Source organism: Pseudomonas cucumis (assembly GCF_030687935.1).
GTDB classification, from domain to species: Bacteria; Pseudomonadota; Gammaproteobacteria; order Pseudomonadales; family Pseudomonadaceae; genus Aquipseudomonas; species Aquipseudomonas cucumis.
Genome location: NZ_CP117454.1, coordinates 3,927,015 through 3,950,421 on the forward strand (window position 1 = coordinate 3,927,015; position 23,407 = coordinate 3,950,421).

A 23,407-nucleotide genomic window follows, 5' to 3' on the forward strand; every position below is an offset into this window, starting at 1 on the left:
AAGAGTCAGCGTTCACACCGCCATATCTTCTGTTCACCAAGAGGAGAAATGAAATGAGCGACTCTGCGAAAAAAGTACCCGTGAAAACCGAAGAAAAAACCGGTCTGCGCCCATCGACAACCGATCTGTGGCATCCCCTGGAAAAGCTTCGCCAACAGGTGGATCACCTGTTCGAAGACTTCAATCGAGGTTCAGGGTTGTCAACATTCGGCCGTGGACTGTTCGATGTAGACCCTCTGTGGCGCCGGGAGCTGACAAGCCGCGCAATGCCTGCGGTAGACATCACCGAGAATGACAAAAGCTTCGAAGTCACTGCCGAACTGCCCGGTATGGATCAGAAGAACATTGAGATCAAACTGTCCAACGGCAGCCTGATCATCAAAGGGGAAAAGAAAGAGGAGAAAGAAGAGAAAAGGAAGGGCTACTACCTCAGCGAGCGTAGCTATGGTTCCTTCGAGCGGATGTTCAATCTGCCTAAAGGCGTCGACGCCGAGAAGATAGAAGCGAATTTCAACAAAGGCGTGCTGAAGGTCTCGCTGCCGAAAAAGCCCGAAGCCATGCAGGCGGATAAAGTCGTGCCGATCAAAGCCGACTGATCCCCTGACAGTCCTGCCCCTTGTCGGGAAACCGACGAGGGGCTTTTGTAGGGTGACGTTCATGAACACACCTTCCCAAGACATGCTGAACACACTTTATGGCTCACATGCGCACATTGACGAGGCCGCCATCGCCCCGCTCTTGCGTCAATACGCTGAGCCCCTGCCGGCACTGGATTCACCTGCATTCGGTGAAATGTTCGACCGCTACGCGGATGCGCGCGTGGTGATGATCGGTGAAGCCAGCCATGGCACCAGCGATTTCTATCGAACCCGGGCGGCGATCACCCAACGACTGATTGAGCAGCATGGGTTCAACATTGTTGCCGTCGAAGCAGACTGGCCAGACGCGGGCCATGTTGACCGTTATGCCCGAGGGCTGGCGCATTCGGCGTGGACACGGCACATCTTCAGCCGGTTCCCGACCTGGATGTGGCGCAATACCGATGTGAAAGCGTTCGCTCACTGGCTGCATCAGTACAACCATCAACACGCGCCTGAACGCCGCGTAGAGTTTCGCGGCCTCGACGTTTACAGTTTGCGCAACTCGATCCATGAAGTACTGAGTTATCTGGACCGTGTCGACCCGCAGCTGGCACACGAAGCTCGGCGGCGCTATGGCTGTTTGACCCCCTGGCAGGATGATCCTGCGCTGTACGGCCACTTTGTCGAACGCGACGGGGTGATGCCCTGCGAGCATGCCGTGGTCGAACAGCTCAATGCCATGCTGGCCGAACAATTGGCCGGGTTGATCAAGGACGATGAGGCGTTCTTCAACGCAACGCAAAACGCCCGGGTCGTGCAGGCGGCGGAACAGTACTACCGAGCGATTTATCGAGGTTCGACCGCCTCCTGGAACCTGCGTGACAGGCATATGTTCGACACATTACGGGCGCTGCTTGAGCACCGCGGTCCTCAAGCCAAAGCCGTGGTGTGGGCGCACAACTCGCATATCGGCAATGCAGCCGCCACGCACATGGGCTGGAAGGGACAGTTCAATATCGGCCAGCTATGCCGCAGCGCCTATGGGCGCGATGTCGTTCTGATCGGCATGAGCACCGACCGTGGCCAAGTCGCCGCAGCCGATGACTGGGATGGCGAGATGCTCATCAAGGACGTCCGGCCGTCTCGTCCAGACAGTTGGGAGCGTCAGTTCCTCAAGGCCGGCGTGCCGGCTTCATTGACCGACTGGCGAGATCCGCAGCGAAAAGATCTGCGTCAAGCCCTGTCCAAACCTCTGCTGGAGCGGGCCATCGGTGTGATTTATCGCCCCGAAACCGAACGCAGCAGTCATTACTTCGAGGCAGTGCTCGCCGAACAATTCGACGCCATGGTCTGGATTGAACAGACAACACCGGTGACGGCCTTGCCCTTGCCAAAAAGCCAGACGCTGGAACCGGAAGACGAAACCTTTCCATTTGGCGTATGACCAGCATCAGACGGCAGTAGTCTACGTTGGACGGCTACCGTGCAAATACCGCTCGAACCAGTCGCCAGCCAGCCTGGCGACTGCTTCAAGTGTGCCCATTTCTTCAAAAAGATGCGTAGCGCCCGGCACGACTTCCAGCCGTTTCTCACACTGCAAGGCATGGCTGCTTTGCACATTAAGACTGAGCACCACCGGATCGTGCTCACCGACAATCTGCAGGGTCGGTGCCTTCACGCGGGCCAGCGCCGCCCCCGCAAGGTCGGTCCGCCCTCCTCGGCTCACCACGGCATGCACCACGTCCGCACGCTCGGCCGCTGCCATCAGCGCCGCAGCGGCACCGGTGCTGGCGCCGAACAATCCGATCCGAAGCTGTTGCAGTTCGGCATCACGGCCAATCCAGTCGATCACCTTCACCAGTCGCCGGCATAGCAGCTCGATGTCGAAACGCAATTTCCGGGTCTGATTGTCCAGGCGTTGCTCCGGTTCCGTGAGCAGATCGAACAGTAATGTGCCCAGCCCTCGCCGGGCCAGCGACTCGGCAACCAGTTGATTACGCGGGCTTGAACGACTGCTGCCGCTGCCATGGACGAAAACCACCAGGCCGACAGCGTTCTTGGGCAGACGCAAGTCGGCAGACAGCGCCACGTCCTCCAGGTCCAGCTTTCGATAGCGAGCCTCAATCATTTCAATCCTCCTGACCGGGAACACTCCCGCCGGATTCTCTGTGCCAGGCCCGTTGCAACAGATCGATGACTTCATCGTCCGAGGTCTGGGAAAAGTTCATGTACCAATAACCGATCGACATCATCCACTCAGGAATGAGCGGGCAGATCACCTCATCGACTTCGCTATACAGGGCTTCGAGCGTATCCAGCGGTGCCACCGGCACCGCAACGACGATGCGGGCCGGTGATTGCAGGCGCACCGCGCGTATCGCCGCCATCATCGAGGCGCCGGTCGCCAGGCCGTCGTCGACCAGAATCACCACCTGACCCTTGAGTTGCACCGGCGCGCGTGTCCCACGGTATACACGCTCGCGACGCAACAGCTCCTGGGTTTCCCGTGCAACCACGTTATCAAGTGTGCGTTGATCGATACGGTTCGCCCGCAGCGCATCGTCATTGACGATTTGTATGCCGCCACTGGCAATGGCGCCCATGGCGAACTCCTCATGGAATGGCACTCCGAGCTTGCGCACCAGCATCAGGTCGAGGCGAACTTCCAGGGCAGTGGCCACTTCATAGGCCACAGGAACGCCGCCACGGGGTAAGGCGAGAACGATGACATCGGGGCGATGAGCGTATTTGAGCAACGGTTCTACCAAGCGCCGGCCGGCATCAACCCGGTCGCGCAAGATGGTTTGCGATGAGGAACCCTGAATCACTTGAAACCTCCCCGGGCGATCACGCCTGTCGGTGCGTATCACACCGCCCTGACTTCTCCGTGGGCAGCCGTTGCGTCCTCGCTGAATCAAGCATCATCCTTGGTTTAGATTCCGCTCCTGAGTCTCCTTGTTGTTGATTTATATCAAGTCTGCGCGCAAGGCTGTCCACTGGCCCTCGCAGTCGCATGCCCTGCACAGCCCTTACGCTATGATTCACCCATCGGCTTTCGACGGGAGACTGCCATGCCAACTCTGCCTGCGAGTCAGCGGTTGCGCTTGTACGACAGCGATGAGCTCGATTCGGTGCTGCAGGCGATGGCGCGCCAGGCCGCAACCCTGTTGCCGCCCGCTCAAGCGGCACTGATTGGCATCCAGCGCCGCGGTGAGCCTCTGGCACAGCGTTTACGGCAACATCTGTCACGTCAGACCGGCCAGCCAGAACTGCCTCTCTACCCCCTGAAGGTCAAGCGCTATGCCGATGACCTCAAGGTGCTGCATGCACATACGGCACTGACCGAGAATCCGCTTCTCAACACGCTGGACCTTGCCAATACCACCCTGCTGGTTGTCGATGATGTGCTGTTTGAAGGCCATTCGCTCCTGCGCACCTGCGCGTACCTGGCGCAACTCGGTGCTCGTCGGGTCTACACGGCAGTCCTGGTCGACCGGCATGTCTGCCAGCAGCCGATCCATGCCAATATTGTCGGGGTGCACCTGCAAGTGGCCGCCCATGACATCGTCGAATGCAACGTGCCCCCCTACGAAATGGAGTTTTGCATTGAAGTGCTGCGTCACGGCGCCGCCCGCTGACGGCGCGACTGATCAAGGGGTTTCAAGTGGCCTGCGCGCTGGGTGCGCCCTTTTGCAACAGATAGGCGACAAGCTTGTCCAGGGTGTCCACGTGTTGGTAATCGGTTTCAGGAATGGCAATGCCCAGGCTCCGATGCAGGGCTTCGATGAGCCGAAGCCAGTCCATCGAGTCCAGATCAACCTCCTCGCGTAGCGACCGGTCACTGTGTAACTGCTCAGGCTCGACTTCAGGAGCGATGCTCTTCAAGGCGCTCAACACCTGATTGCGTACCGATAGCGGGTCCATAGGCTCACCTCAAAGGTTCTCTGGCGTTTGTAACAAGCGACGGACTTCCCCCAGAAAGCGAGCGCCATAGTGACCATCGCTGACCCGATGATCGGCAGACAAGCTGCTGACAACGGTGGGCATGACGCACAACTGGCCTTCGTTCACCCAGGGGCGCTCGCAGATACGACCGAAGCCGACCAGGGCGACCTGCGGCGGATAGATCACACCCAGTACGCTGTCTACGCCCTGATCGCCGAGTTGGGTGACCGTTATGCCCGCGCCACCAAGCTCGGAGCTGCGCAGAGAACCGCTGCGGGCACGCTCCACCAGGCTGGCCAGTCCACTCATCAAATCGGTCAAGGCTGTGTCCGCCACATGACGCAGCACCGGGGCGACCAGACCACCCTGGCGCAGGGTGATTGCCACCCCAAGGTCGGTATCGAGCGCAGGTTCAAAGGCATTGTTCTGCCAGGAACCGTTGAGCTGCGGATAGTCGCGCAGGGCCAACGCCACCGCTTTGAGCAGCAACGCACTGGGCAACAGGCGCTCCTGTAAAGGGCTTTTTGCATTGTGTGCCTGCAACCAGGCCATGGCCTTACCCAAGGCGATGGTTTCACTGAGGTAATAATGGGGAATCTCGCGCTTCGAACGGCTCATGGCCGCTGCGATCGTGTGCCGCATGGCCTGGTTATGGTCAGGCTCCGGGGCCACACGGGCGGCAGCCTCGACATCATCCAGAGTAACCACACCGTGGGGGCCATGGCCTTGCAATTGACTGGCGCTGAGCCCCAACTCGGCAGCGCGCTTGCGTGCAGCCGGAGAAATCCTCGGGCGTCTATCGGAGAGGTTTTCTTCTGCGGTCAGCACCGGTGGGGTCGGCATCCGTCGCGCGGTCTGCGCACTTTCACCGGGCTCCAGCAACAGCGCGATGGGTGTACCCACGGGTACCTTGGCGCCGACGTCGATCAGCAGTTGCAGGACCGTGCCATCGTGCCAGCACTCTACGTCGATGGCGGCCTTGGCCGTATCGACCACGGCAATCACCTGACCAGGCTTGAGCGCATCGCCCGGGTGGATTTTCCATTCCAGCAACGTGCCTTCATCCATATCGGCCCCCAGAGACGGCAATTTGAATTCGATCATGGTTGACCCTCCCGGCCTTGGGTTCGACACGTCGATGCCATCACGCGGACGTGCCCTGGCACAGCTCATGCGCGGCCGCGACGATCGTCGACACCTGTGGCAACGCAGCCTCTTCGAGATGCCGCGGGTAAGGTATCGGCACCTCGGCGCTGCACACGCGTGATGGCGGAGCATCCAGCTCGAAAAAGCTCTGTTCGATAATCCGCGTGATGATCTCTGCGGCCAGACTGCCGCTGCGCCAGCCTTCATCGACGACAAGGGCGCGGCGTGTTTTACACACCGAGGCCATGATTGTCTGGTCATCCAGAGGGCGCAGAACCCGCAGGTCGATCACTTCGCAATCAATGCCCTCCCCGGCCAGTTGCTCCGCCGCTGTCAGGGCCTTGCCGAGTGTGCCGCCATACGCAATCAGGGTCAGGTCGTTGCCGACTCGGCGAACCTTGGCGGCAGTGATGTCCAGAGTCTTCCAGTCGCCGGTATCACCTTCCATGTTGTAGAGCTGGGCGTGTTCGAAAATCAGCACCGGGTCCGGATCCAGCAGCGCAGGCCAGAGCATGCCGCGTGCATCCTCGACGGTCGCCGGGGCGAGAATTTTCAGCCCGGGGATATGCGCATACCAGCCTTCGAGGCTGTGGGAGTGTTGCGCCGCGAGCTGACGTCCCGCGCCCGTCGCCATGCGCACCACCAGGGGAACCGAGAATTGGCCCCCGGACATATGCCGCAGGGCAGCAGCCGTGTTCATCAGAGGATCGAGGGCGAGCAGGCTGAAATTCACCGTCATGATTTCTACAATCGGCCGCATGCCCCCCAGCGCCGCGCCGATACCGGCCCCCACGAAGCCCAATTCGGACAATGGCGCGTCTCGAATGCGCTCCGGGCCGAATGCTTCAAGCAGCCCCAGAGAGACGGCGTAGCTGCCACCGTAACGACCGACGTCTTCGCCCATCAGAAACACCCGAGGGTCCCGTTGCAACGCTTCACGCAGTGCCTCGCGCAGCGCGTCGCGGTAAGTCATGCGAGTGCTCATGGCGCGGCCCTCGGGGTGTAGACGTCGCGAGACAGATCCTCCAACGGTTCCAGGCTGCCGCTTTCGGCATAAGCGACGGCGGCCTCCACTTCGGCGTCCACCTGGGCCAGGACCGCCAGAAAACCGGGTTCGTCCAAAAGGCCTTGGGCCTTGAGCCGGGCACTGTAGGTGTGAATCGGTCCGCGGGTCTTCCACTGCTCTACCTCGGCCTTGTCGCGATACAGCTGCGGATCGAACATCGAGTGGGCGCGAAACCGATAGGTACGAAACTCCAGGAAAAAAGGCCCGCGCCCTTGCCGGATATGTTCAACCGCCTCACGAGTGGCTTCATACACCGCGACCACATCCATGCCATCGACAGACCGGGTCTGGACCTTGTACGCCGAGGCTTTGGCACACAGGTCGGTTTGCGACTGCGAACGTTCCAGGGCCGTGCCCATGGCATAGAGGTTGTTCTCGCAGCAAAACAGCATCGGCAACTGCCACAAGGCGGCCAGGTTGATCGACTCGTGAAATGCTCCCTCGGCCATGGCACCTTCACCAAAAAAGCACGCGGAGAGCCGCGATCCACCCTGCATACGCTCGGCCAGCGCCAGGCCGACAGTAAGTGGCAAGCCGCCGGCGACGATGGCATTGCCGCCGAAGAAACGTGTACCGGCATCGAACAGGTGCATTGAACCGCCACGCCCTCGCGAGCAGCCTTCCTGGCGCCCGTACATCTCGGCCATGATGGTGTTCATGGGCACTCCCTTGATCAGGGCATGGCCATGTTCGCGATACGTTGCGACCACTGCATCGTCGGCTGACAGTGCATGCAGAACACCGACGGCGACCGCTTCTTCACCGATGTACAGGTGCAGGAAGCCACGGATCTTGCTCTCTCCATACAGCTCGCCGGCGCGCTCCTCAAGGCGACGGATGCGCACCATGTCCCGCAGCAATTCGAGAGCAAAGTCCTTGGGCAACGATTGAAGGCTCATGACGGATTCTCCAGGCTGGAAGTATCACCTTCAGGCAAACCCAGCTCCCGGGCCTTGAGCAGACGTCGCATGAGCTTTCCGCTGCGGGTGTGCGGCAGTGCCTGCATGAACGCCAGTTCCTTTGGCGCGACCACGGCACCCAGGCGCTTGCGTCCATGGCCCAGCAATTCATCGTGCAGCGCCGGGCTGGCGGTGAATCCGCTCTTGAGCGAAACAAACGCCTTCACGGTTTCACCCAGCAGAGGATCGGGCTTGCCAATCACGGCGGCCTCGGCCACTGCCGGATGCTCCATCAGCGAGCTTTCAACTTCGAACGGGCCGATCAAGTGCCCGGCCGACTTGATGACATCGTCGCCGCGACTTACGAACCAGAAATAACCGTCGGCATCGCGACGCACCAGATCACCACTGAGGTACCACTCACCGACAAAGCTCTGTCGATAACGCTCCTCCTGCCCCAGATAAGTACGGAACATGGCGGGCCATGGCCGTTTCAGAGCCAGTTCACCGACTTCATTTTCCTCAAGAAACACCAGCGAACCGTCCGCCTTGCGCTCGACAATGGCCGCCTCTACACCGGGCAAGGGTTTGCCCATGGAGCCCGGTTTAATCGCCATCGAGACCGTGTTGGCAATCATGATTCCGCCGGTTTCGGTCTGCCACCAGTTGTCGTGGATCGGCAGCCCCAACACCTCTTTACCCCACCAGACCGCCTCGGGGTTGAGCGGTTCTCCGACACTGGCAATAAACCGCAGACAGGGAAAGCGATGGCTGCGCGCCAACGTATCTCCGGCTTTCATCAGCAGGCGAATGGCCGTCGGTGCGGTGTACCAGACCGTTACCTGTTGTTTTTCGAGAATCCGGTACCAGCGTTCGGCATCGAATTCATTGCCCTCGACCACGCTGGTGACGCCCAGCAGCAGCGGCGCGAAGATCCCGTATGAAGTCCCCGTGACCCAGCCCGGATCGGCGCTGCACCAGTAAATATCCTCAGGGTGTAAATCCAGGGCGTATTTAGCGGTGACCCGGTGCGTCAGTGCGGCGCCATGCACATGCAATACACCTTTGGGGGTGCCGGTCGTGCCGCTGGTGAAGTGTAAAAGCGCGGGACTGTCGACCGTGGTCCGGGCGATGTCGAAATCGTCAGCGGCTTCGGCCAGCAATCGATGCACGCTGAGGGTGCCCTCCACGGCGTTCGTATCCCCACCCTCGGCGTCATACAGCAGCACATGCTTGAGTGCCGGCAAATGCTGACGAATAGCCGCGATCTTGCGTCGATAAAGGGATTCGCTGGTCAGCAGCACACTGCCTTCGCCAAGACGCATCCGGGTTTCGATGGGCTCGGGGCCGAACGCGCAGAATAACGGCGAAACCACGCACCCGAGCTTCAAGCCACCGAGCACGCCCAGATACAGTTCCAGCCCTTGGCCACAGAGCACAAACAAGCGTTCGCCGGGGGCCACGCCCAATGTTTTCAGCACATTGGCAAAGCGGTTGGTCAGCGTGCTCAGTTGCCCGAAGCTGATGTCGCGATGCCCGCCCTGGCGATCGAGAATGCGCAACGCCGTCTGTTCACGCGCCCCTCCCATCGCATGCCGATCCACCGCCTCATAGGCGAGGTTCATGCCGCCCCCTGGCAACCCGGCCAATTCGAGCGCCTCCACCTGCCAGGAAAAGGCTGCGCGGGCTTGTTCGCTGTCCAGCCAGTTGGGCTTTGTCGGCAAACCGGTGAGTTTCTTTTTGATCATCGGCAAATGCATGGGCTTTACCTCAACGGCTGTTCATCACAACCTGTCACCCAGGGTTGTGATCAACCGTGAACGGGGCCGTCCCTAGACCGCCAGGACGCTGCACGGCACCTGATACAGAATATGTTCGGTCGTGCTGCCCACCAGTTTGTTCAAGCCATGGGACTGGACTCTGCCCATCACGATCACGTCCACCTGATGTTCGTTGGCAAACTCACTCAGCGCCGACACCGGGTGCCCGAGAATGAAATGCCGACGGTCAGAGGCCACGCCGTACCGACCGGCCAGGGAAAGGAACGATTTTTCCAGTTCTTTGCGCAACTGTTTGGTCAGCTCCGACAGCGTCAGGCCGCCGCCGCCCATATCGCCCAGATAGTCTGTGGTGTCGCAGGCGTACAGCAGGTGCAACTCGGCGTTGCACTGCAGCGCCAGGCCATTGGCCTGCTGGATGATCCGGTCATTGAGCTCTTTGTCGGCATCGGTACCCGAAGCATCGACCGCGGCCACGATCTTGTGCGGCAAGGTGTGACCACTGCCGCCTATCAGATAGACCGGCACCGGACAGTGGCGCAGCAAGTGCCAATCCAGCGGGGTGAAGAACGCGCGCTTGAGCGCCGATTCATGCTGAACCTCCTTGATCAACAGGTCGGGTTGCATTTCCGTAACGTGATCCAGAATGTCCTGCTGCAAGTCATCTGCCCAGGCCACCTCCGCCGTCACTTCGATCCCCCGACCACGGATATTTTTTGCCTGATACGCCAACCAGTCGCGATGGTCTTGCAGGTAGGTCTCCCGCGCCGTTTCCCGCACGCCCTCTTCAAGCAGCGACAGAATGTCCAACGACTTTATCAAGGCAGCGATATGCAAACGTGCCCCGCTGGCCTTGGCCAGGGCCGCCGCATGTTGTATTGCGGGAGAGTGGCGCAGGGCCGGGTTGATGATCAATAACAACCGTTGATACTGGCTCATGATCTGACTCCAGGCAGGTGGGCTTCAACACGCCATGGCCTGTTGCGAGGGCGCGGTCGTTGCGCCCTCGCTGGATCAGGCACCAGCGTCAACCCAGACTCCTCCGTTGCACTGACACTGGCGTTGATATAAATCAAATACCTTCGCCGGGCGACTTGCCGCAGCCTTGCATCATGGCTCGCTCTTGTTCATGGTTTTCAACCATTCCCGCCGGGCTTGACGGTATTTGTCATCCGCCAGTTTTTTCGCTGCAGAAAATCGTTCTATCGTCTGAGTCGAAACAGGCTCGCTCAACAACGCATAGGCTTGTTTGCTCAGTCGGTCGGCTTCGGAAAAGAGCGCCGCACAACGATTGATTGATTCAGAACAGGCGGCAGATTGTGTCGTTGAATCATTGACGATCATGGTCGTACTCCTCGATCCTGACCTCCTGTCATTTCTTCAAGTTTGCAGCGTCGAGTACCCCCCCTCGCCCCGGTTCTACTCGTCACGCGTCCAATCGATGCTCACCCCAAACTCGTCATCGCTGTACTGATAATCGGCGTGGCCTTTGAAGGCCGCTTTCAGTGCATGGCCCAGGCGGTTCGCGAGATGGATGCCTGTGGTGGTCACAACCAGCGCGCCCTCGGAATCGGTCAGGCTGATGATGCGCTCCAGGGCATGCTCGGCTTTTTCCTTTTTCTCGGTGTTTTCGATCAGGTTGATGATTTCGTTTCGATGCGCGGACAAGAAGCTGCCCGATAGCGTGAGCGTACCCGCCGGATGATTGTCATTGGTACGTTGGCAGGCCGGGCAGGTCACCGTTTGCGCATCATGAACCACCGTGTTCTCAGGAACTTTCCAGGTCCAGTTACCGGCCTGGTAGGCGGCCCCACACTGCGGGCAGACGGCAGAGCCTTCGATTTTCGGCAAGCAATAAGGATCATGGGCCGGTGTTTTGAACAGTTGGTTTTTCTGACTCTGCTGAAACTTGTCCATGGTCTTTCCTCGCAAATGAGTTGGCTAAAAATCCCACGCGAAACCGTGTTTTCAAATCGCCCGCCTCCCAGTCAGCTCCACTGAAAACACCGTGGATTCGAAGAGTTCATTTGGGCCCGGTTTGCTGTGGCGCAGGTTGATATTTGTCAATTCGGGCCAACAACCGACGGTCGATCATCCGAACGGTACGTACTGTGGCTTTGTTGATAAAAATCAACGCTGCACATGCCATTTCATAGAAGCTGAAAAGATGCAGAACTCTTCAGGAGAGCAACCTGATGGCCCACACAAAAATCCTGTTTCGTGCTGCCGCTCGCGAGAAAATCCTGAGTGGAGCCACACAACTGGCGGACGCTGTCCGGGTGACCCTGGGACCGAAATCGAAATCGGTGTTGATTCAGAGTAAATGGGGCAATCCGACGGTCTGCAATGACGGCGTGACGATTGCCAAACGGATCAACCTGCTGGACCCCGAGGAGAATCTGGGTGCGCAAATGCTGCGTCAGGCGGCGGAACGCACCGGCGAGGCCGTCGGGGACGGGACCAGCACATCGACGGTGCTGGCCCATGCAATCCTGGCTGACGGCATCCGCAACGTCGTCGCCGGTGCCAGTGCGATAGACCTCAAGCGCGGCATGGACCGGGGGCTTTCTCTGGTCATGCAATCGCTGCTGGCGCAATCGCGCCCGGTCAGCACACCCAAGGAAAAGGCCCAGGTCGCCACGCTTTCGGCCCATAACGACGCGGTCATCGGTCAACTGGTTGCCGACGCTCTGGAAAAGGTCGGCATTGAAGGTGTTGTCAGTGTCGAAGAGTCCAAGACCACCGAAACAGTGGTCGAGGTCATGGAAGGGATGCGCCTGGACCGTGGTTATGTCTCGCCCTACTTCGTGACCGATACCGAGAAGATGCAGGCCGAACTCGACGATGCCTACCTGCTGCTCTGTGACCATAAGATCGGCGTGCTCAAAGACCTGCTGCCATTACTGGAACTGATTGCCAAAAGTGGCCAACCACTGGTCCTGATCGCCGACGACATAGAGGGTGAAGCGTTGACCACTTTGGTGGTGAACCAGATTCGGGGGGTATTGCGCGCGGTGGCGATCAAGGCGCCGGGCTTCGGTGATCGACGCAAGGAAATGCTTCAGGACATTGCCGTACTGACCGGCGCAACCGTGATCTCCAATGAGCTGGGGATCAACCTCGAACAGGTGGAATTGAGCCAGTTGGGGCGGGCTCATCGAGTCGTGGTGCAGAAAGACAGCACGGCGCTGATTGGCGGCGCGGGTAAACGCGAAGCTATCGAGGCGCGCCTGCAACAGATCCGCGTGCAAATGGACAACACCACCAGCGATTACGACCGGGAAAAACTTCAGGAACGCCTGGCCAGGCTGTCTGGCGGCGTGGCGGTGATCCGCGTCGGCGCGCCTTCCGAATCTGAAATGAAAGCGCGCAAGGATGCACTGGACGATGCGATTTCCGCGACCCGGGCGGCGATCGCCGAAGGCATTGTTCCAGGGGGCGGTCTGGCCCTGCTCAAAGCCGTGCCGATGATTGCAGCCGAAGAAGCCAACCATGAGGGCGATGTCAAAACCGGCCTGCAGATTCTGCGTCGGGCTCTGGAAGCACCGGCGCGGTTCATCGCTGAAAACTCGGCGGTGGATGCCGGCGTGGTCATAGCCCGCATGCTCGCCGAATCGGGCAACGTGGGCTTCGATGCGGCAGCCAATAGTTATGTGGACATGTACGAAGCCGGCATCATCGACCCGACCAAGGTGGTGCGCATTGCCCTGGAAAATGCCGTGTCGGTCGCCAGTATCCTGCTGCTCACCGAGGCGACCATGACGGATATTCCGGAAAAGGAATCGCCTGCCCAGCCACCGTTTCCTGAATGACCGACACGAGGCGAGGTGATCTGTGCACATCATCCGGTGCCCTGCGCGAGGGAGAAGCTGAAGCAGGCTATCTTTATTAAATGGGTTGGCCGCGGGCTTACCGATATGCGTTCCCACTCTGAGCCAAGGCCATGAAAAAGAACGACCAGTGGAACCTGTCCTACTTCGCGATCGCTTTTATCGTGCTGAGCCTCATGCAGATATTCTTTGGCGAGCGCCAGGCCGTGCAGCCCCTCCCGTATAGCCAATTTCTGCAACTGTTGAGCGAGCAAAAAGTCAGTGATTTGCGGGTCGAGAAGGACCAGATCAGCGGTAAGTTGCAAGAGCCCATCGACGGACGCGAGCGGTTTTCAACGGTGCGGGTCGATCCGGCACTGGCGACCGAACTCTCTCAATCGGGCGTCGGTTTTACCGGAACCACCGAAAATACCTTTATGAACAGCCTGCTGGGCTGGTTGTTGCCGTTCATCATGATCATGGTGTTCTGGCATTTTCTGTTTCGCGGGATGGCGGATAAACAGGGCCTTGGCGGGCTGATGAATGTCGGCAAATCCCGGGCCAAAGTATTTGTCGAACGCGATACCGGGGTGACCTTCGCCGATGTCGCGGGCATCGACGAAGCCAAGGCCGAACTGGTGGAAATCGTCTCGTTCCTCAAGGACAAGGCCCGATACGCACGCCTGGGCGCGCACATTCCCAAGGGCACCTTGCTGGTGGGCCCGCCGGGCACCGGCAAGACTCTGGTGGCCAAAGCCATCGCCGGAGAAGCCGGTGTGCCGTTTTTCTCGATTTCGGGGTCCGAATTTGTCGAAATGTTCGTCGGGGTCGGCGCGGCCCGGGTACGCGACCTGTTCGAACAGGCACGGCAGGCGGCGCCCTGCATCATCTTCATCGATGAGCTCGATGCGCTGGGCAAGATGCGCGGCGTCGGCGTGTTAGGCGGCAATGACGAAAAAGAACAGACCCTCAACCAGCTACTGGCCGAACTGGACGGCTTCGACCCCCGCGAAGGCGTGGTATTGCTGGCCGCGACCAACCGGCCGGAGGTCCTTGATCCGGCGCTGTTGCGCGCCGGGCGCTTCGACCGGCAGATTCTGATCGACCGTCCCGATCGCAGAGGCCGGGAAGCGATTCTCAAGGTTCACCTCAAGAAAATCACCGTGGAGCCAGGGCTCGATGGCGCACGTATCGCCGAAATAACCACCGGTTTCACCGGCGCCGACCTGGCCAACCTGGTGAACGAAGCGGCCATCGTCGCCACCCGCCGCGGCGCCGATGCCGTCAACCTGAATGACTTCACGGCCGCGGTAGAACGCCTTATCGCGGGGCTTGAACGCAAGAGCAACCTGCTTGATCCCGACGAACGCCGGGTGGTGGCCTATCACGAAATGGGGCATGCGTTGGCCGCCAGCACGCTGCCGGCGATGGACCCGGTGCATAAAGTCTCGATCGTGCCCCGGGCCATCGGCTCGCTCGGCTATACCCTGCAGCGACCGACCGAGGATCACTTCCTGATCAGTTGCCAGACCCTCAAGGACCGGATTGTTGTGCTGATGGCCGGGCGCGCCGCCGAAGATCTGGTCTATGGCCAGATCTCCACCGGCGCCGCCGACGATCTGGGCCGCGCGACTGATATTGCCCGGCAACTGATCACCCGCTTCGGCATGAGCCCCGAACTCGGACAGTCGGTGCTGGAGAAGCAAACCCCAACGTACCTGGGGGATCGCATGGCCACGATGGGCGAGAAGGATTATTCGGAACAGACCGCCCGGGAAATCGACTTGGGTATCCGCGCCCTGCTCGATGAAGCCTACCAACGGGCCAAGGCATTGCTGCAGAGTCGCCGGGCCGACCTCGATGAGGGGGCCCGCCTGTTGCTGGAAAAGGAAACCCTCACCCCCGAGGAATTCCCGCCTCTGCTGCCGCTCAAGCCTGCCCCGTCATTACCGAAACTGTGAGACCCATCAAGCCTGGTGATCCGGCGCCGGTGTCCATTGCCACTGCATCACTTCGGGCATGTCTTGCCCGTGTTCAATGAGGTAAAGCTTGTGTTTCTCCATCGTCGCCCAGTAGCGCGCCCGGGCGGTCTGGAGCTGATCGTGCAGCCGGGGCACGCGCTCGATGACATCCAGCGCCAGCTGATAGCGATCCATGTTATTGAGCACCGCCATGTCGAACGGTGTAGTGGTCGCACCCTCGTCCTTGAAGCCGCGAACGTGGAAGTTTTCATGATTGGTGCGTTTGTACAGCAGTCGGTGGATCAGCGCGGGATAGCCATGGAAGGCGAAAATCACGGGCCGGTCGACGGTGAACAGCTCATCGAATGCAATGTCCGGCAAACCATGGGGATGGTGGTACGACGGTTGCAGGACCATCAGGTCGACGACATTGACCACCCTCACCCGCAAATCCGGCACGTACTCGCGCAGCAAGGTGACCGCGGCCAGGGTTTCCAGGGTCGGAACGTCGCCGGCACAGGCCATCACCACGTCCGGATCGCTATCATCCTGGCAAGCCCAGGCCCACCGCCCGATACCGACCTGGCAATGACGGATCGCCGCATCGATATTCAGCCATTGCCACTCCGGTTGCTTGCCGGCCACGATCACGTTGACGTAGTTGCGGCTTCTGAGGCAATGGTCAGCCACCGACAGCAGGCAATTGGCGTCGGGTGGCAGATAGATCCGGACCACATCCGCGGTCTTGTTCGCCACCAGATCAATGAACCCGGGGTCCTGGTGGGAGAAGCCGTTATGGTCCTGGCGCCAGACATGGGACGTGAGCAAATAGTTGAGCGAGGCAATGGGTTTGCGCCAAGGCACTTCGGCGGCGGTTTTCAGCCATTTGGCATGCTGGTTGAACATCGAGTCGACGATGTGGATGAACGCCTCGTAACAGGAAAACAAGCCATGCCGGCCCGTCAGCAAATAGCCTTCGAGCCAGCCTTCGCACACCTGCTCGCTCAGAATCTCCATCACCCGGCCATCGACCGCCAGGTTGATGTCGTCGGGACCCAGGGGCTCCATCCAGGCCTTGGCGCTGACCTCATACATCGCGTCCAGCCGGTTCGAGGCGGTTTCGTCCGGACCGAACAGACGAAAATTGCTCGACGTCAGATTGTCTTTCATCACGTCCCGCAAAAACGTTCCCAGCACCCGTGTGGCTTCTGCCCGCAGGCCACCGGGAACCTCGGTGTTCACCGCATAATCGGTGAATCGCGGCAGCTCCAGCGCCCGTAACAGCAGCCCCCCGTTGGCATGGGGATTGGCGCTCATTCGTCGGTGGCCGGTCGGTGCCAGGGCGGCGATCTCGGGCAGCAAGGTGCCATTGGCGTCAAACAGTTCGTCAGGGCGGTAGCTGTTGAGCCATTCCTCCAGTTGCCGCAAGTGCGTGGGTTGCTGGAAATCGGCCAAGGGGACTTGATGCGCGCGCCAGGTGCCTTCGACCCGACGGCCATCGACGAATTTCGGTCCCGTCCAGCCCTTGGGCGTGCGTAATACCAGCATCGGCCACAGGGGCCGCCCCAGTGACCGGGTTTGCGACTGTTGACGCGCGACCCGCTGAATTTCACGAATCTCCAGCACCATGGTGTCCAGCGTCCTGGCCAGGGCTTGATGAACCTCTGCCGGGTCATCGCCTTCGACGAAATACGGATCGTAGCCGTAGCCATACATCAAGGCCGACAACTCCTCCTCGCTGATGCAGGAAAGCACGGTCGGGTTGGCGATTTTGTACCCGTTCAGATGCAGAATCGGCAGTACCGCCCCGTCGCGCGCCGGGTTGAGGAACTTGTTGGAGTGCCAGCTGGCCGCCAACGTCCCGGTTTCGGCCTCGCCGTCGCCAATGACACACGCGACCACCAGGTCCGGATTATCGAACGCGGCACCGTAGGCATGGGCCAGGCTATAGCCTAGCTCGCCGCCTTCATGGATCGACCCCGGTATCTGCGCCGAAACATGGCTGGAAATGCCGTAAGGCCAGGAAAACTGCCGAAACAGTCGAGTCAGACCGTTGGTGTTGCACCCCACCGACGGGTTGAACTCGGTGTACGTGCCTTCCATGTAGGTCTGGGCCACGACCGCCGGGCCGCCATGCCCGGGGCCGGCAATAAAGATCATGTTCAGGTCGTGGGTTGTGATCAGGCGATTGAGGTGCGTATAGATCAGGTTCAACCCCGGCGTTGTGCCCCAGTGCCCCAGCAACCGTGGTTTTACATGCGCCAGCGTCAGCGGCGCCTTCATCAGCGGGTTGTCCTTGAGGTAGATCTGCCCGACCGCCAGGTAATTGGACGCCCGCCAGTAGGCATCCAGCCCTTCCAGTTGCTCGGCACTCAGAAAATCGCTCATGACGTCCTCCACCAGGGCCTGGGGTAAACCGCAAGACATGCGTCGATTCTGGGTGTCTGCGCGGCCTAAGACTTGATTTACATCAAGTCTTAGGCCGTCGATCCCGGCTCAACAGGGACAAGCTTTTCCCCGCTCATCGATTCTATCTGTAAACGCCCGATTGAAACGGGGGATCCGAACTATTCTCTAAGCTCCTGTCAGGGGGAATTTCTGCGATGCCTGAAACCCGGCCGTATCAACATCATTATCTGAAAGCCGCGTGTGCCAATTGCAGCGTTCTGGAGTTGTGTCTGCCGATTGGCTTGAGCAGCCACGAAGTCGAACGGCTGGATACCCTGATCATTCAGCGCGTAAAGGTTAAAAAGGGGGCAACCCTGTACCGGGCCGGGGATCCATTGCGCTCGCTCTATGCGGTACGGATCGGCTCATTCAAGACCAGCATGCTGTCGGTCGACGGTCGTGAACAGGTCACCGGGTTTCAGATACCCGGCGAGATGCTCGGCCTGGACGCCATCAGCGACGATCGGCACACCTGCAGTGCCTTTGCCCTGGAGGACAGCGAAGTCTGCCCCTTCAACTTCGCCCAACTGGAGAAACTCGCCCAGGAACTGCCCTCGCTCCAACACAACATGAACAAGCTCCTGAGCCGGGAAATCGTGCGTGAACACAACCTGCTCATGATGATGGGCAACATGAACTCCGATGAACGCCTGGCGGCCTTCCTGCTAAACCTGTCGCAACGGCTGAGCGTTCGCGGATACTCGTCCAGAGACTTTGTGTTGAAAATGCGCCGTGAAGAGATTGGCTCGTATCTGGGCCTGCGCCTGGAAACCATCTGTCGGGGCATCGCCCATCTGCGGGATCTTGAATTGGTCGAGATTTCCGGGCGTAACGTCAAAGTCCTGAATCTGGACGGGCTCAAGCAACTGGTCGTCGGCTGTCACCGGCAGTCGCCCCTCTGACGCCCTACGGTGCACAGGCATTTGGAGAGTCGTCATGCGCGTCATGGTCTTGCATGCCTCCGGCCAGCCGCTGCAACGGGAAGAGCGTGCTATCCCGATACCTGACGCGCACCAGCTGTTGATCAAAGTCCTGGCCTGTGGCGTGTGCCGCACTGATTTGCATCTGGTGGATGGTGAATTGCCGCAAGCGGTGCTGCCGCGGGTGCCGGGCCATGAAATCGTCGGTGAAGTGACAGCGGTAGGTGCCGACGTTACGCCCGATTGGGTCGGCAAGCGCGTGGGCGTTCCCTGGCTCGGCTGGACGTGCGGTGAGTGCACATTCTGCCGCTCGGGCCGGGAGAACCTCTGCGATCGCGCCCGGTTCACCGGCTGTCACCTGGATGGCGGTTATGCCGATTACACCGTTGCCGACGCTCATTTCTGTTTCCCCATTCCGGACGCGCTCTCGGCCACGGAAGCTGCACCGCTGCTGTGTGCCGGGCTGATCGGTTTTCGCGCATTGCAAATGGCCAAAGGGGCTCGTCATCTGGGTCTTTATGGCTTCGGTGCGGCGGCGCATCTGGCGATTCAGGTGGCGCGGGGGCGGGGCCAGCAGGTGTATGCCTTCACCCGACCGGGCGACAGCGAGGGCCAGGCCTATGCCCGAACCCTGGGCGCCGAATGGGCAGGCCCCTCGGATCAACCGCCGCCGCACCCGCTCGACGCCAGCCTGATCTTCGCCCCCGTCGGTGCGCTAGTGCCGTTGGCGCTGGAAGCCACCGTCAAGGGCGGCTGTGTGATTTGCGCGGGCATCCACATGAGCGACATCCCCGGCTTCCCTTATCGACTGCTGTGGGGCGAGCGCAGCATCCGATCGGTGGCGAACCTGACCCGCGAAGACGGCACGGCGTTTTTTGCAGAGCTGCGGCATACGCCCGTGCACAGCGACGTCACCTGTTTCGCCCTGGACGATGCCAATCAGGCACTGGCAAGCCTGCGGGCCGGTCAGGTCAAAGGGGCGATCGTGCTCATTCCCTGACGAGCGACCCCGGCTGTTTGACCGCCAGAATACTGCCCGGTACCGAGTAAAGCGCCCGTTCCGTGTTGCTGCCGATCAACCGTTCGAACCCCACCCGGTGCACGGTGCCCATCACCACCACATCGACCTGGTACTCCTCGACAAACTCACTCAGCACCGGCGCCGGCAGGCCCATGATGAAATGCCGACGCTCCGGCGGCACGCCATAGCGCTCAGCCAGAGCGACAAATGCCTGGTGCAGCGATTGCCGCAGCTCCTCCATGAAATCCACATTCCACCCGCCGCTGACCAGGGCCGCATCGCCATTGAAGGCCGGTGACAAGTCATACGCGTACAGCAGATGCAGCGATGCGTCACATTGCAGGGCCAGTGCATTCGCCGATTGAATGATGGTGTCGTTGAGGCCACTGATTTGCGTCGAGGGGTCAAACGGGTCCACCGCCGCCACAATGCGCCGGGGCAAAGCACAACGGGCCCGGTTGACCAGATGCACCGGCACCCTGCATTCGCGCAGCAGGTGGCAATCCAGAGGGGTGACGAACACGCGTTTGAGCAGCGGCTCCAGCGTGACGTCCTTGATCAGCAGGTCGGGCTTGAGCTCTTCTACGCACTTCAAGATGTCCAGCAAGGGATGAGTGGTAAAGACCACCTCCACGCTCACGTTCAATCCCTCACCACTCAGGCGCTGGATTTCTTCCGCCATCCAGCGGCGATAGCGGCGCAGATAGCGCTGGTACTCCGCCTCATCGGTTTTTTCCTCCCACAAATGGATGATCGGTGCCGGTTCTATAAACGCCCGCACATCCAGCGCCGCCCCGCTGACCTTGGCGAGGGCAACGGCGCGCTGCAAGGCCGGAGACTGGTACAGGGTTCGGTCGGCGATCAGCAACACACGTTGATATTGACCCATCACACACCTCGATTCGGTGCCGGTCCAAAGCGCCGGCCTGTTCCCAGACTGCGCCCGTTACCCCCTATCCCGGTTGATTTACATCAGATGTGAGCATTTGAGCCTGCCGGTCACGAGTGTCTGATCCAGATCAGATTCAACCGCCGCCAGCAGTGTAAAAAGAAATGAACCGCGTAGTTCGTTGCGACGCGCGAGCCTTTCAACCCGGATGGAGAATTGCACCATGCTCACTGTTAAAGAACACAATGACCGAGCCGCTGCCCTCTACGCCACCGTCACCGGACAGCACTGGATTGAAGCGCTCAGGGACGGGCGCCATGTGCTGATCCGGCCGCTGACAGAAAAAGACCGCGAGCGTGAATATGCGTTTATCAAGCAGCTGTCCCCGGAGTCGCGGCACATGCGCTTTCTGGCGCAAGTCAATGAGCCCGGCACGGCCATGCTCAACCAGTTGATGGATGTCGACGGCAAGAAGCGGTTGGCCTACGTCGCCCTGATCCACGACAACGGCAAACTGATTGAAATAGGTGTCAGCCGCTATGCCGCTACCGCCGACCATGTATGTGAATGTGCCGTGACGGTTGCCGATGAATACCAGCACCTGGGCCTGGGCACGGCACTGATGGAACACTTGATCAAGGCCGCGCGCAAGAATGGTTTCAGTGAGATGTATTCCGTCGACGCCGCCAGCAATGCGCCCATGCGTGATTTGGCCAAAGCCCTGGGTTTTGAGACCCGTCACGATCCCGATGACAGCCGTCAGGTCATTCATAGCCTCAATCTGTAAAAAAACGCCCCTCGGCATCATTGGATCCGCCGAGGGGCGTTCAACACTCAGGGCTGTAACAATGAATGCCGACCCGCCGTTCGGCTTTTTTTTCAACAGTGTCCGCCAACAACGCTAGGCTTACGGACAATGTGGTGATTATCGCCATTTTGCAGGGAGCGCAAAAATGGAACTCATTAACCGTTGGCAGTCTCTCTTCCCCGGGATGGCCCAGGGAAGATTGCCAATGAAGCTCTCCAATCATTCCAAATGGACGGTCTTGGGCACCACGGCGCTTATTCTTTTCAGCGTGCTGATATTTTTGCTGATCAAATCCTATTCCTACGACACATCGACTTACTTCGAGTCGCGCGACTTCGTTCGCCAACTCAAGCAGTTCGATGCCAATTGGAACGTGAAGATTCTGCGAGCAAAAATCGGCATAAACAACAATTTGCTTCTGGTGGCGCATCCTGAAGCAGAGCAACGCTGGCAACAACTCGACGACCTCAACGCTGCCGGCCCGCTTTCGACCCTTTGGCAATCTCGACGCCAGGGTTATCTGGATGCGGTGGAAAACAAAACCCGATTGGTTGAGCAATTCAAACAGCACAACACGGTATTGCGAACTTCACTGGATGCCCTGCCTGAACAGGAAGATGACATTCAGGCATTACTGGCAAATAACAATGACCAGGATTTAACCGCCGCCTCAAACGTATTCGATCTCACGCTGGCAACCCTTGAATACGCCCTCTATGTATCCCGCGCCAAAGCTGAAGAGATCAACCATCAACTGAATGAACTCACCAAATATGTCGATCAACTTTCACCTGAACAGCGCCAACCTTTTACTGCATTTGTCGAGCATGTAAACGCCATCGTTCGAGAGCAGCCCATCGTCAATGACCTGCTCGATCGCATTAGTGTGATTCCGGTCGCCCAGCAACTGGACAGCATCAACGAGTTATTGAACGAGACACAACGGCGCACCGGTGCGACATACCGCCAATATCACCTTTATCTCGGAATATGCGCCGGCATCATGGCGCTGCTGCTGTTGTACCTGGCCGCCCGCCTGATTCGCAGTTATGCCCTGATCAACAAGATGAACAATGAGTTACAGACGGCAAACGAGCGACTGGAACAACGGGTCGAGGAGCGCACCCGCGAACTGATCGAGGCCGAGCGTGAACTGGTCGATGCCGCACGGATGGCCGGCATGGCGGAGATCGCAACCAATGTGCTGCACAACGTCGGGAATGTGCTGAACAGCGTTAACGTCTCGGCAGATTTGATCACCCGTAAATTGGCGGTCAGCAAAACCTTGGGCCTGGGTAAAGCGGTAAACATGATGAACGAACATGCCGAAGACCTGGGGCAGTTCATGACACTCGATGAAAAAGGCAAACTGCTTCGCGGTTACCTCAATCAACTGGTCGACTCCATCGCGGCCGAGCAATCGAGCATCGTTGACGAACTGTCACAACTCACCAAAAGCATCGATCACATCAAGGACATCGTTTCCACTCAACAGGCCTATGCCGGCGCCGCCAGGCTGGTCGAGCCGTTGAACGTCGTCGACCTGTTCGAGGATGCGTTGCGCATGAATTCCGGCGCGTTGAGCCGGCACCATGTCGTGGTCACCAAGGACTACCAGGACACGCCAACGATCATCGGCGACAAACACCGACTGCTGTTGATCCTGATCAACCTGATCAGCAATGCCAAATATGCGATGTCCAAGGTCAGCGACCATCAGCGCCAGATGACGCTGGGCGTCAAGATTATCGATAACGCAACGCTGCGCCTCAGCGTAGAGGATCAGGGCGAAGGGATCGCGGCCGAGAACATGACCCGCATCTTCAATCACGGCTTCACTACGCGCAAGGAAGGTCATGGGTTTGGCCTGCACAGTTGCGCGCTCGCGGCGGTAGAGATGAACGGGCACCTGCGTGTTCACAGCGATGGACCGGGTCATGGAGCGGTTTTCACCCTGGAGATTCCGCTGGAGACTGCCGACGCATTGCCGGCCGCTGGAATGTCAGTCAGTTAAGCCATTTCAGCAACGACGCACTCCTTGTAGCAGCTGCCGAAGGCTGCGTTCGGCTGCGCAGCAGTCGTAAACCCTGAGTGCGCGGCGTGCCTGGCGGATCGCAGTGCCTGATTTTACGACTG

The 23,407-nt window shown here is 59.5% G+C and carries 21 protein-coding genes; 9 read left to right on the forward strand and 12 right to left on the reverse strand.

What is annotated here, in order from left to right:
• Nucleotides 1–53 precede the first annotated feature (53 nt).
• Nucleotides 54–596: an Hsp20/alpha crystallin family protein gene (locus PSH97_RS17740; RefSeq protein ID WP_305446051.1), complete on the forward strand. Its 543-nt coding sequence runs from the start codon at nt 54–56 to the stop codon at nt 594–596.
• Nucleotides 597–657: 61 nt separating this feature from the next.
• On the forward strand, nt 658–2,025 hold the full coding sequence (locus tag PSH97_RS17745) for an erythromycin esterase family protein (protein WP_305446052.1): 1,368 nt from the start codon (nt 658–660) through the stop codon (nt 2,023–2,025).
• A gap of 21 nt (nt 2,026–2,046) precedes the next feature.
• Here PSH97_RS17745 and PSH97_RS17750 read toward each other — a convergent pair whose 3' ends face one another.
• Together PSH97_RS17750 and PSH97_RS17755 are read right to left on the reverse strand one after the other, a co-directional pair.
• Nucleotides 2,047–2,709, reverse strand: coding sequence for a dienelactone hydrolase family protein (locus tag PSH97_RS17750; RefSeq protein ID WP_305446053.1), 663 nt, complete (start codon nt 2,707–2,709; stop codon nt 2,047–2,049).
• A 1-nt stretch (nt 2,710) separates the two neighbouring features.
• Entirely contained in the window at nt 2,711–3,409 is a 699-nt protein-coding gene (locus PSH97_RS17755; protein ID WP_305446054.1) for a phosphoribosyltransferase, read from the reverse strand.
• Between the two features lie 243 nt (nt 3,410–3,652).
• Here PSH97_RS17755 and PSH97_RS17760 point away from each other — a divergent pair, with 243 nt between their 5' ends.
• The gene (locus PSH97_RS17760; RefSeq protein ID WP_305446055.1) at nt 3,653–4,219 is read left to right on the forward strand and encodes a phosphoribosyltransferase family protein; all 567 of its coding nucleotides are present in this window, start codon (nt 3,653–3,655) and stop codon (nt 4,217–4,219) included.
• A gap of 22 nt (nt 4,220–4,241) precedes the next feature.
• On the opposite strand, the gene PSH97_RS17765 is transcribed toward PSH97_RS17760, so the two are convergent.
• The 8 genes from PSH97_RS17765 to PSH97_RS17800 all read right to left on the reverse strand — a co-directional run bounded on the left by PSH97_RS17765 (nt 4,242) and on the right by PSH97_RS17800 (nt 11,332).
• Nucleotides 4,242–4,505, reverse strand: coding sequence for an acyl carrier protein (locus PSH97_RS17765; protein ID WP_305446056.1), 264 nt, complete (start codon nt 4,503–4,505; stop codon nt 4,242–4,244).
• Nucleotides 4,506–4,514: 9 nt separating this feature from the next.
• Nucleotides 4,515–5,630: a dihydrolipoamide acetyltransferase family protein gene (locus PSH97_RS17770; protein WP_305446057.1), complete on the reverse strand. Its 1,116-nt coding sequence runs from the start codon at nt 5,628–5,630 to the stop codon at nt 4,515–4,517.
• 40 nt (nt 5,631–5,670) lie between these two features.
• Nucleotides 5,671–6,657 (reverse strand): alpha-ketoacid dehydrogenase subunit beta, encoded by a 987-nt coding sequence (locus PSH97_RS17775; RefSeq protein ID WP_305446058.1) that lies wholly within the window; start codon nt 6,655–6,657, stop codon nt 5,671–5,673.
• Nucleotides 6,654–7,637 carry a pyruvate dehydrogenase (acetyl-transferring) E1 component subunit alpha gene (gene pdhA / locus PSH97_RS17780; protein ID WP_305446059.1) on the reverse strand — a complete coding sequence of 328 codons (984 nt, stop codon included), beginning with the start codon at nt 7,635–7,637 and terminating at the stop codon, nt 6,654–6,656. The genes PSH97_RS17775 and pdhA overlap by 4 nt, the downstream gene beginning before the upstream one ends.
• Nucleotides 7,634–9,397 (reverse strand): acetate--CoA ligase, encoded by a 1,764-nt coding sequence (gene acsA / locus PSH97_RS17785; RefSeq protein ID WP_305446060.1) that lies wholly within the window; start codon nt 9,395–9,397, stop codon nt 7,634–7,636. The genes pdhA and acsA overlap by 4 nt, the downstream gene beginning before the upstream one ends.
• 72 nt (nt 9,398–9,469) lie before the next feature.
• Nucleotides 9,470–10,354, reverse strand: a complete 885-nt coding sequence (locus tag PSH97_RS17790) for a universal stress protein (RefSeq protein ID WP_305446061.1) — start codon at nt 10,352–10,354, stop codon at nt 9,470–9,472.
• Nucleotides 10,355–10,525: 171 nt separating this feature from the next.
• Entirely contained in the window at nt 10,526–10,759 is a 234-nt protein-coding gene (locus PSH97_RS17795) for a hypothetical protein (protein WP_305446062.1), read from the reverse strand.
• 75 nt (nt 10,760–10,834) lie between these two features.
• Nucleotides 10,835–11,332: a BCAM0308 family protein gene (locus PSH97_RS17800; protein WP_305446063.1), complete on the reverse strand. Its 498-nt coding sequence runs from the start codon at nt 11,330–11,332 to the stop codon at nt 10,835–10,837.
• A 278-nt stretch (nt 11,333–11,610) separates the two neighbouring features.
• On the opposite strand from PSH97_RS17800, the gene groL reads away from it, so the two are divergent.
• Nucleotides 11,611–13,227 carry a chaperonin GroEL gene (gene groL, locus PSH97_RS17805; protein ID WP_305446064.1) on the forward strand — a complete coding sequence of 539 codons (1,617 nt, stop codon included), beginning with the start codon at nt 11,611–11,613 and terminating at the stop codon, nt 13,225–13,227.
• Nucleotides 13,228–13,358: 131 nt separating this feature from the next.
• Nucleotides 13,359–15,185 (forward strand): ATP-dependent zinc metalloprotease FtsH, encoded by a 1,827-nt coding sequence (ftsH, locus tag PSH97_RS17810; RefSeq protein ID WP_305446065.1) that lies wholly within the window; start codon nt 13,359–13,361, stop codon nt 15,183–15,185.
• Nucleotides 15,186–15,191: 6 nt separating this feature from the next.
• Here the strand turns inward: ftsH and PSH97_RS17815 are convergent, their stop codons facing one another.
• Entirely contained in the window at nt 15,192–17,573 is a 2,382-nt protein-coding gene (locus PSH97_RS17815; RefSeq protein WP_305446066.1) for a phosphoketolase family protein, read from the reverse strand.
• Between the two features lie 215 nt (nt 17,574–17,788).
• Between PSH97_RS17815 and fnr the strand changes: the two genes are divergently transcribed.
• Both fnr and PSH97_RS17825 read left to right on the forward strand, forming a co-directional pair.
• Nucleotides 17,789–18,535 carry a fumarate/nitrate reduction transcriptional regulator Fnr gene (gene fnr, locus PSH97_RS17820; protein WP_305446067.1) on the forward strand — a complete coding sequence of 249 codons (747 nt, stop codon included), beginning with the start codon at nt 17,789–17,791 and terminating at the stop codon, nt 18,533–18,535.
• Between the two features lie 34 nt (nt 18,536–18,569).
• The gene (locus PSH97_RS17825; protein WP_305446068.1) at nt 18,570–19,553 is read left to right on the forward strand and encodes a zinc-dependent alcohol dehydrogenase family protein; all 984 of its coding nucleotides are present in this window, start codon (nt 18,570–18,572) and stop codon (nt 19,551–19,553) included.
• Here PSH97_RS17825 and PSH97_RS17830 read toward each other — a convergent pair.
• Nucleotides 19,543–20,463, reverse strand: coding sequence for a universal stress protein (locus tag PSH97_RS17830; protein ID WP_305446069.1), 921 nt, complete (start codon nt 20,461–20,463; stop codon nt 19,543–19,545). The two genes, PSH97_RS17825 and PSH97_RS17830, sit on opposite strands and share 11 nt — an antisense overlap.
• 223 nt (nt 20,464–20,686) lie before the next feature.
• On the opposite strand from PSH97_RS17830, the gene PSH97_RS17835 reads away from it, so the two are divergent.
• Together PSH97_RS17835 and PSH97_RS17840 are read left to right on the forward strand one after the other, a co-directional pair.
• Nucleotides 20,687–21,250, forward strand: a complete 564-nt coding sequence (locus PSH97_RS17835; RefSeq protein ID WP_305446070.1) for a GNAT family N-acetyltransferase — start codon at nt 20,687–20,689, stop codon at nt 21,248–21,250.
• Nucleotides 21,251–21,476: 226 nt separating this feature from the next.
• Nucleotides 21,477–23,285, forward strand: coding sequence for a DAHL domain-containing protein (locus PSH97_RS17840; RefSeq protein WP_305446071.1), 1,809 nt, complete (start codon nt 21,477–21,479; stop codon nt 23,283–23,285).
• Nucleotides 23,286–23,407: the final 122 nt, after the last annotated feature.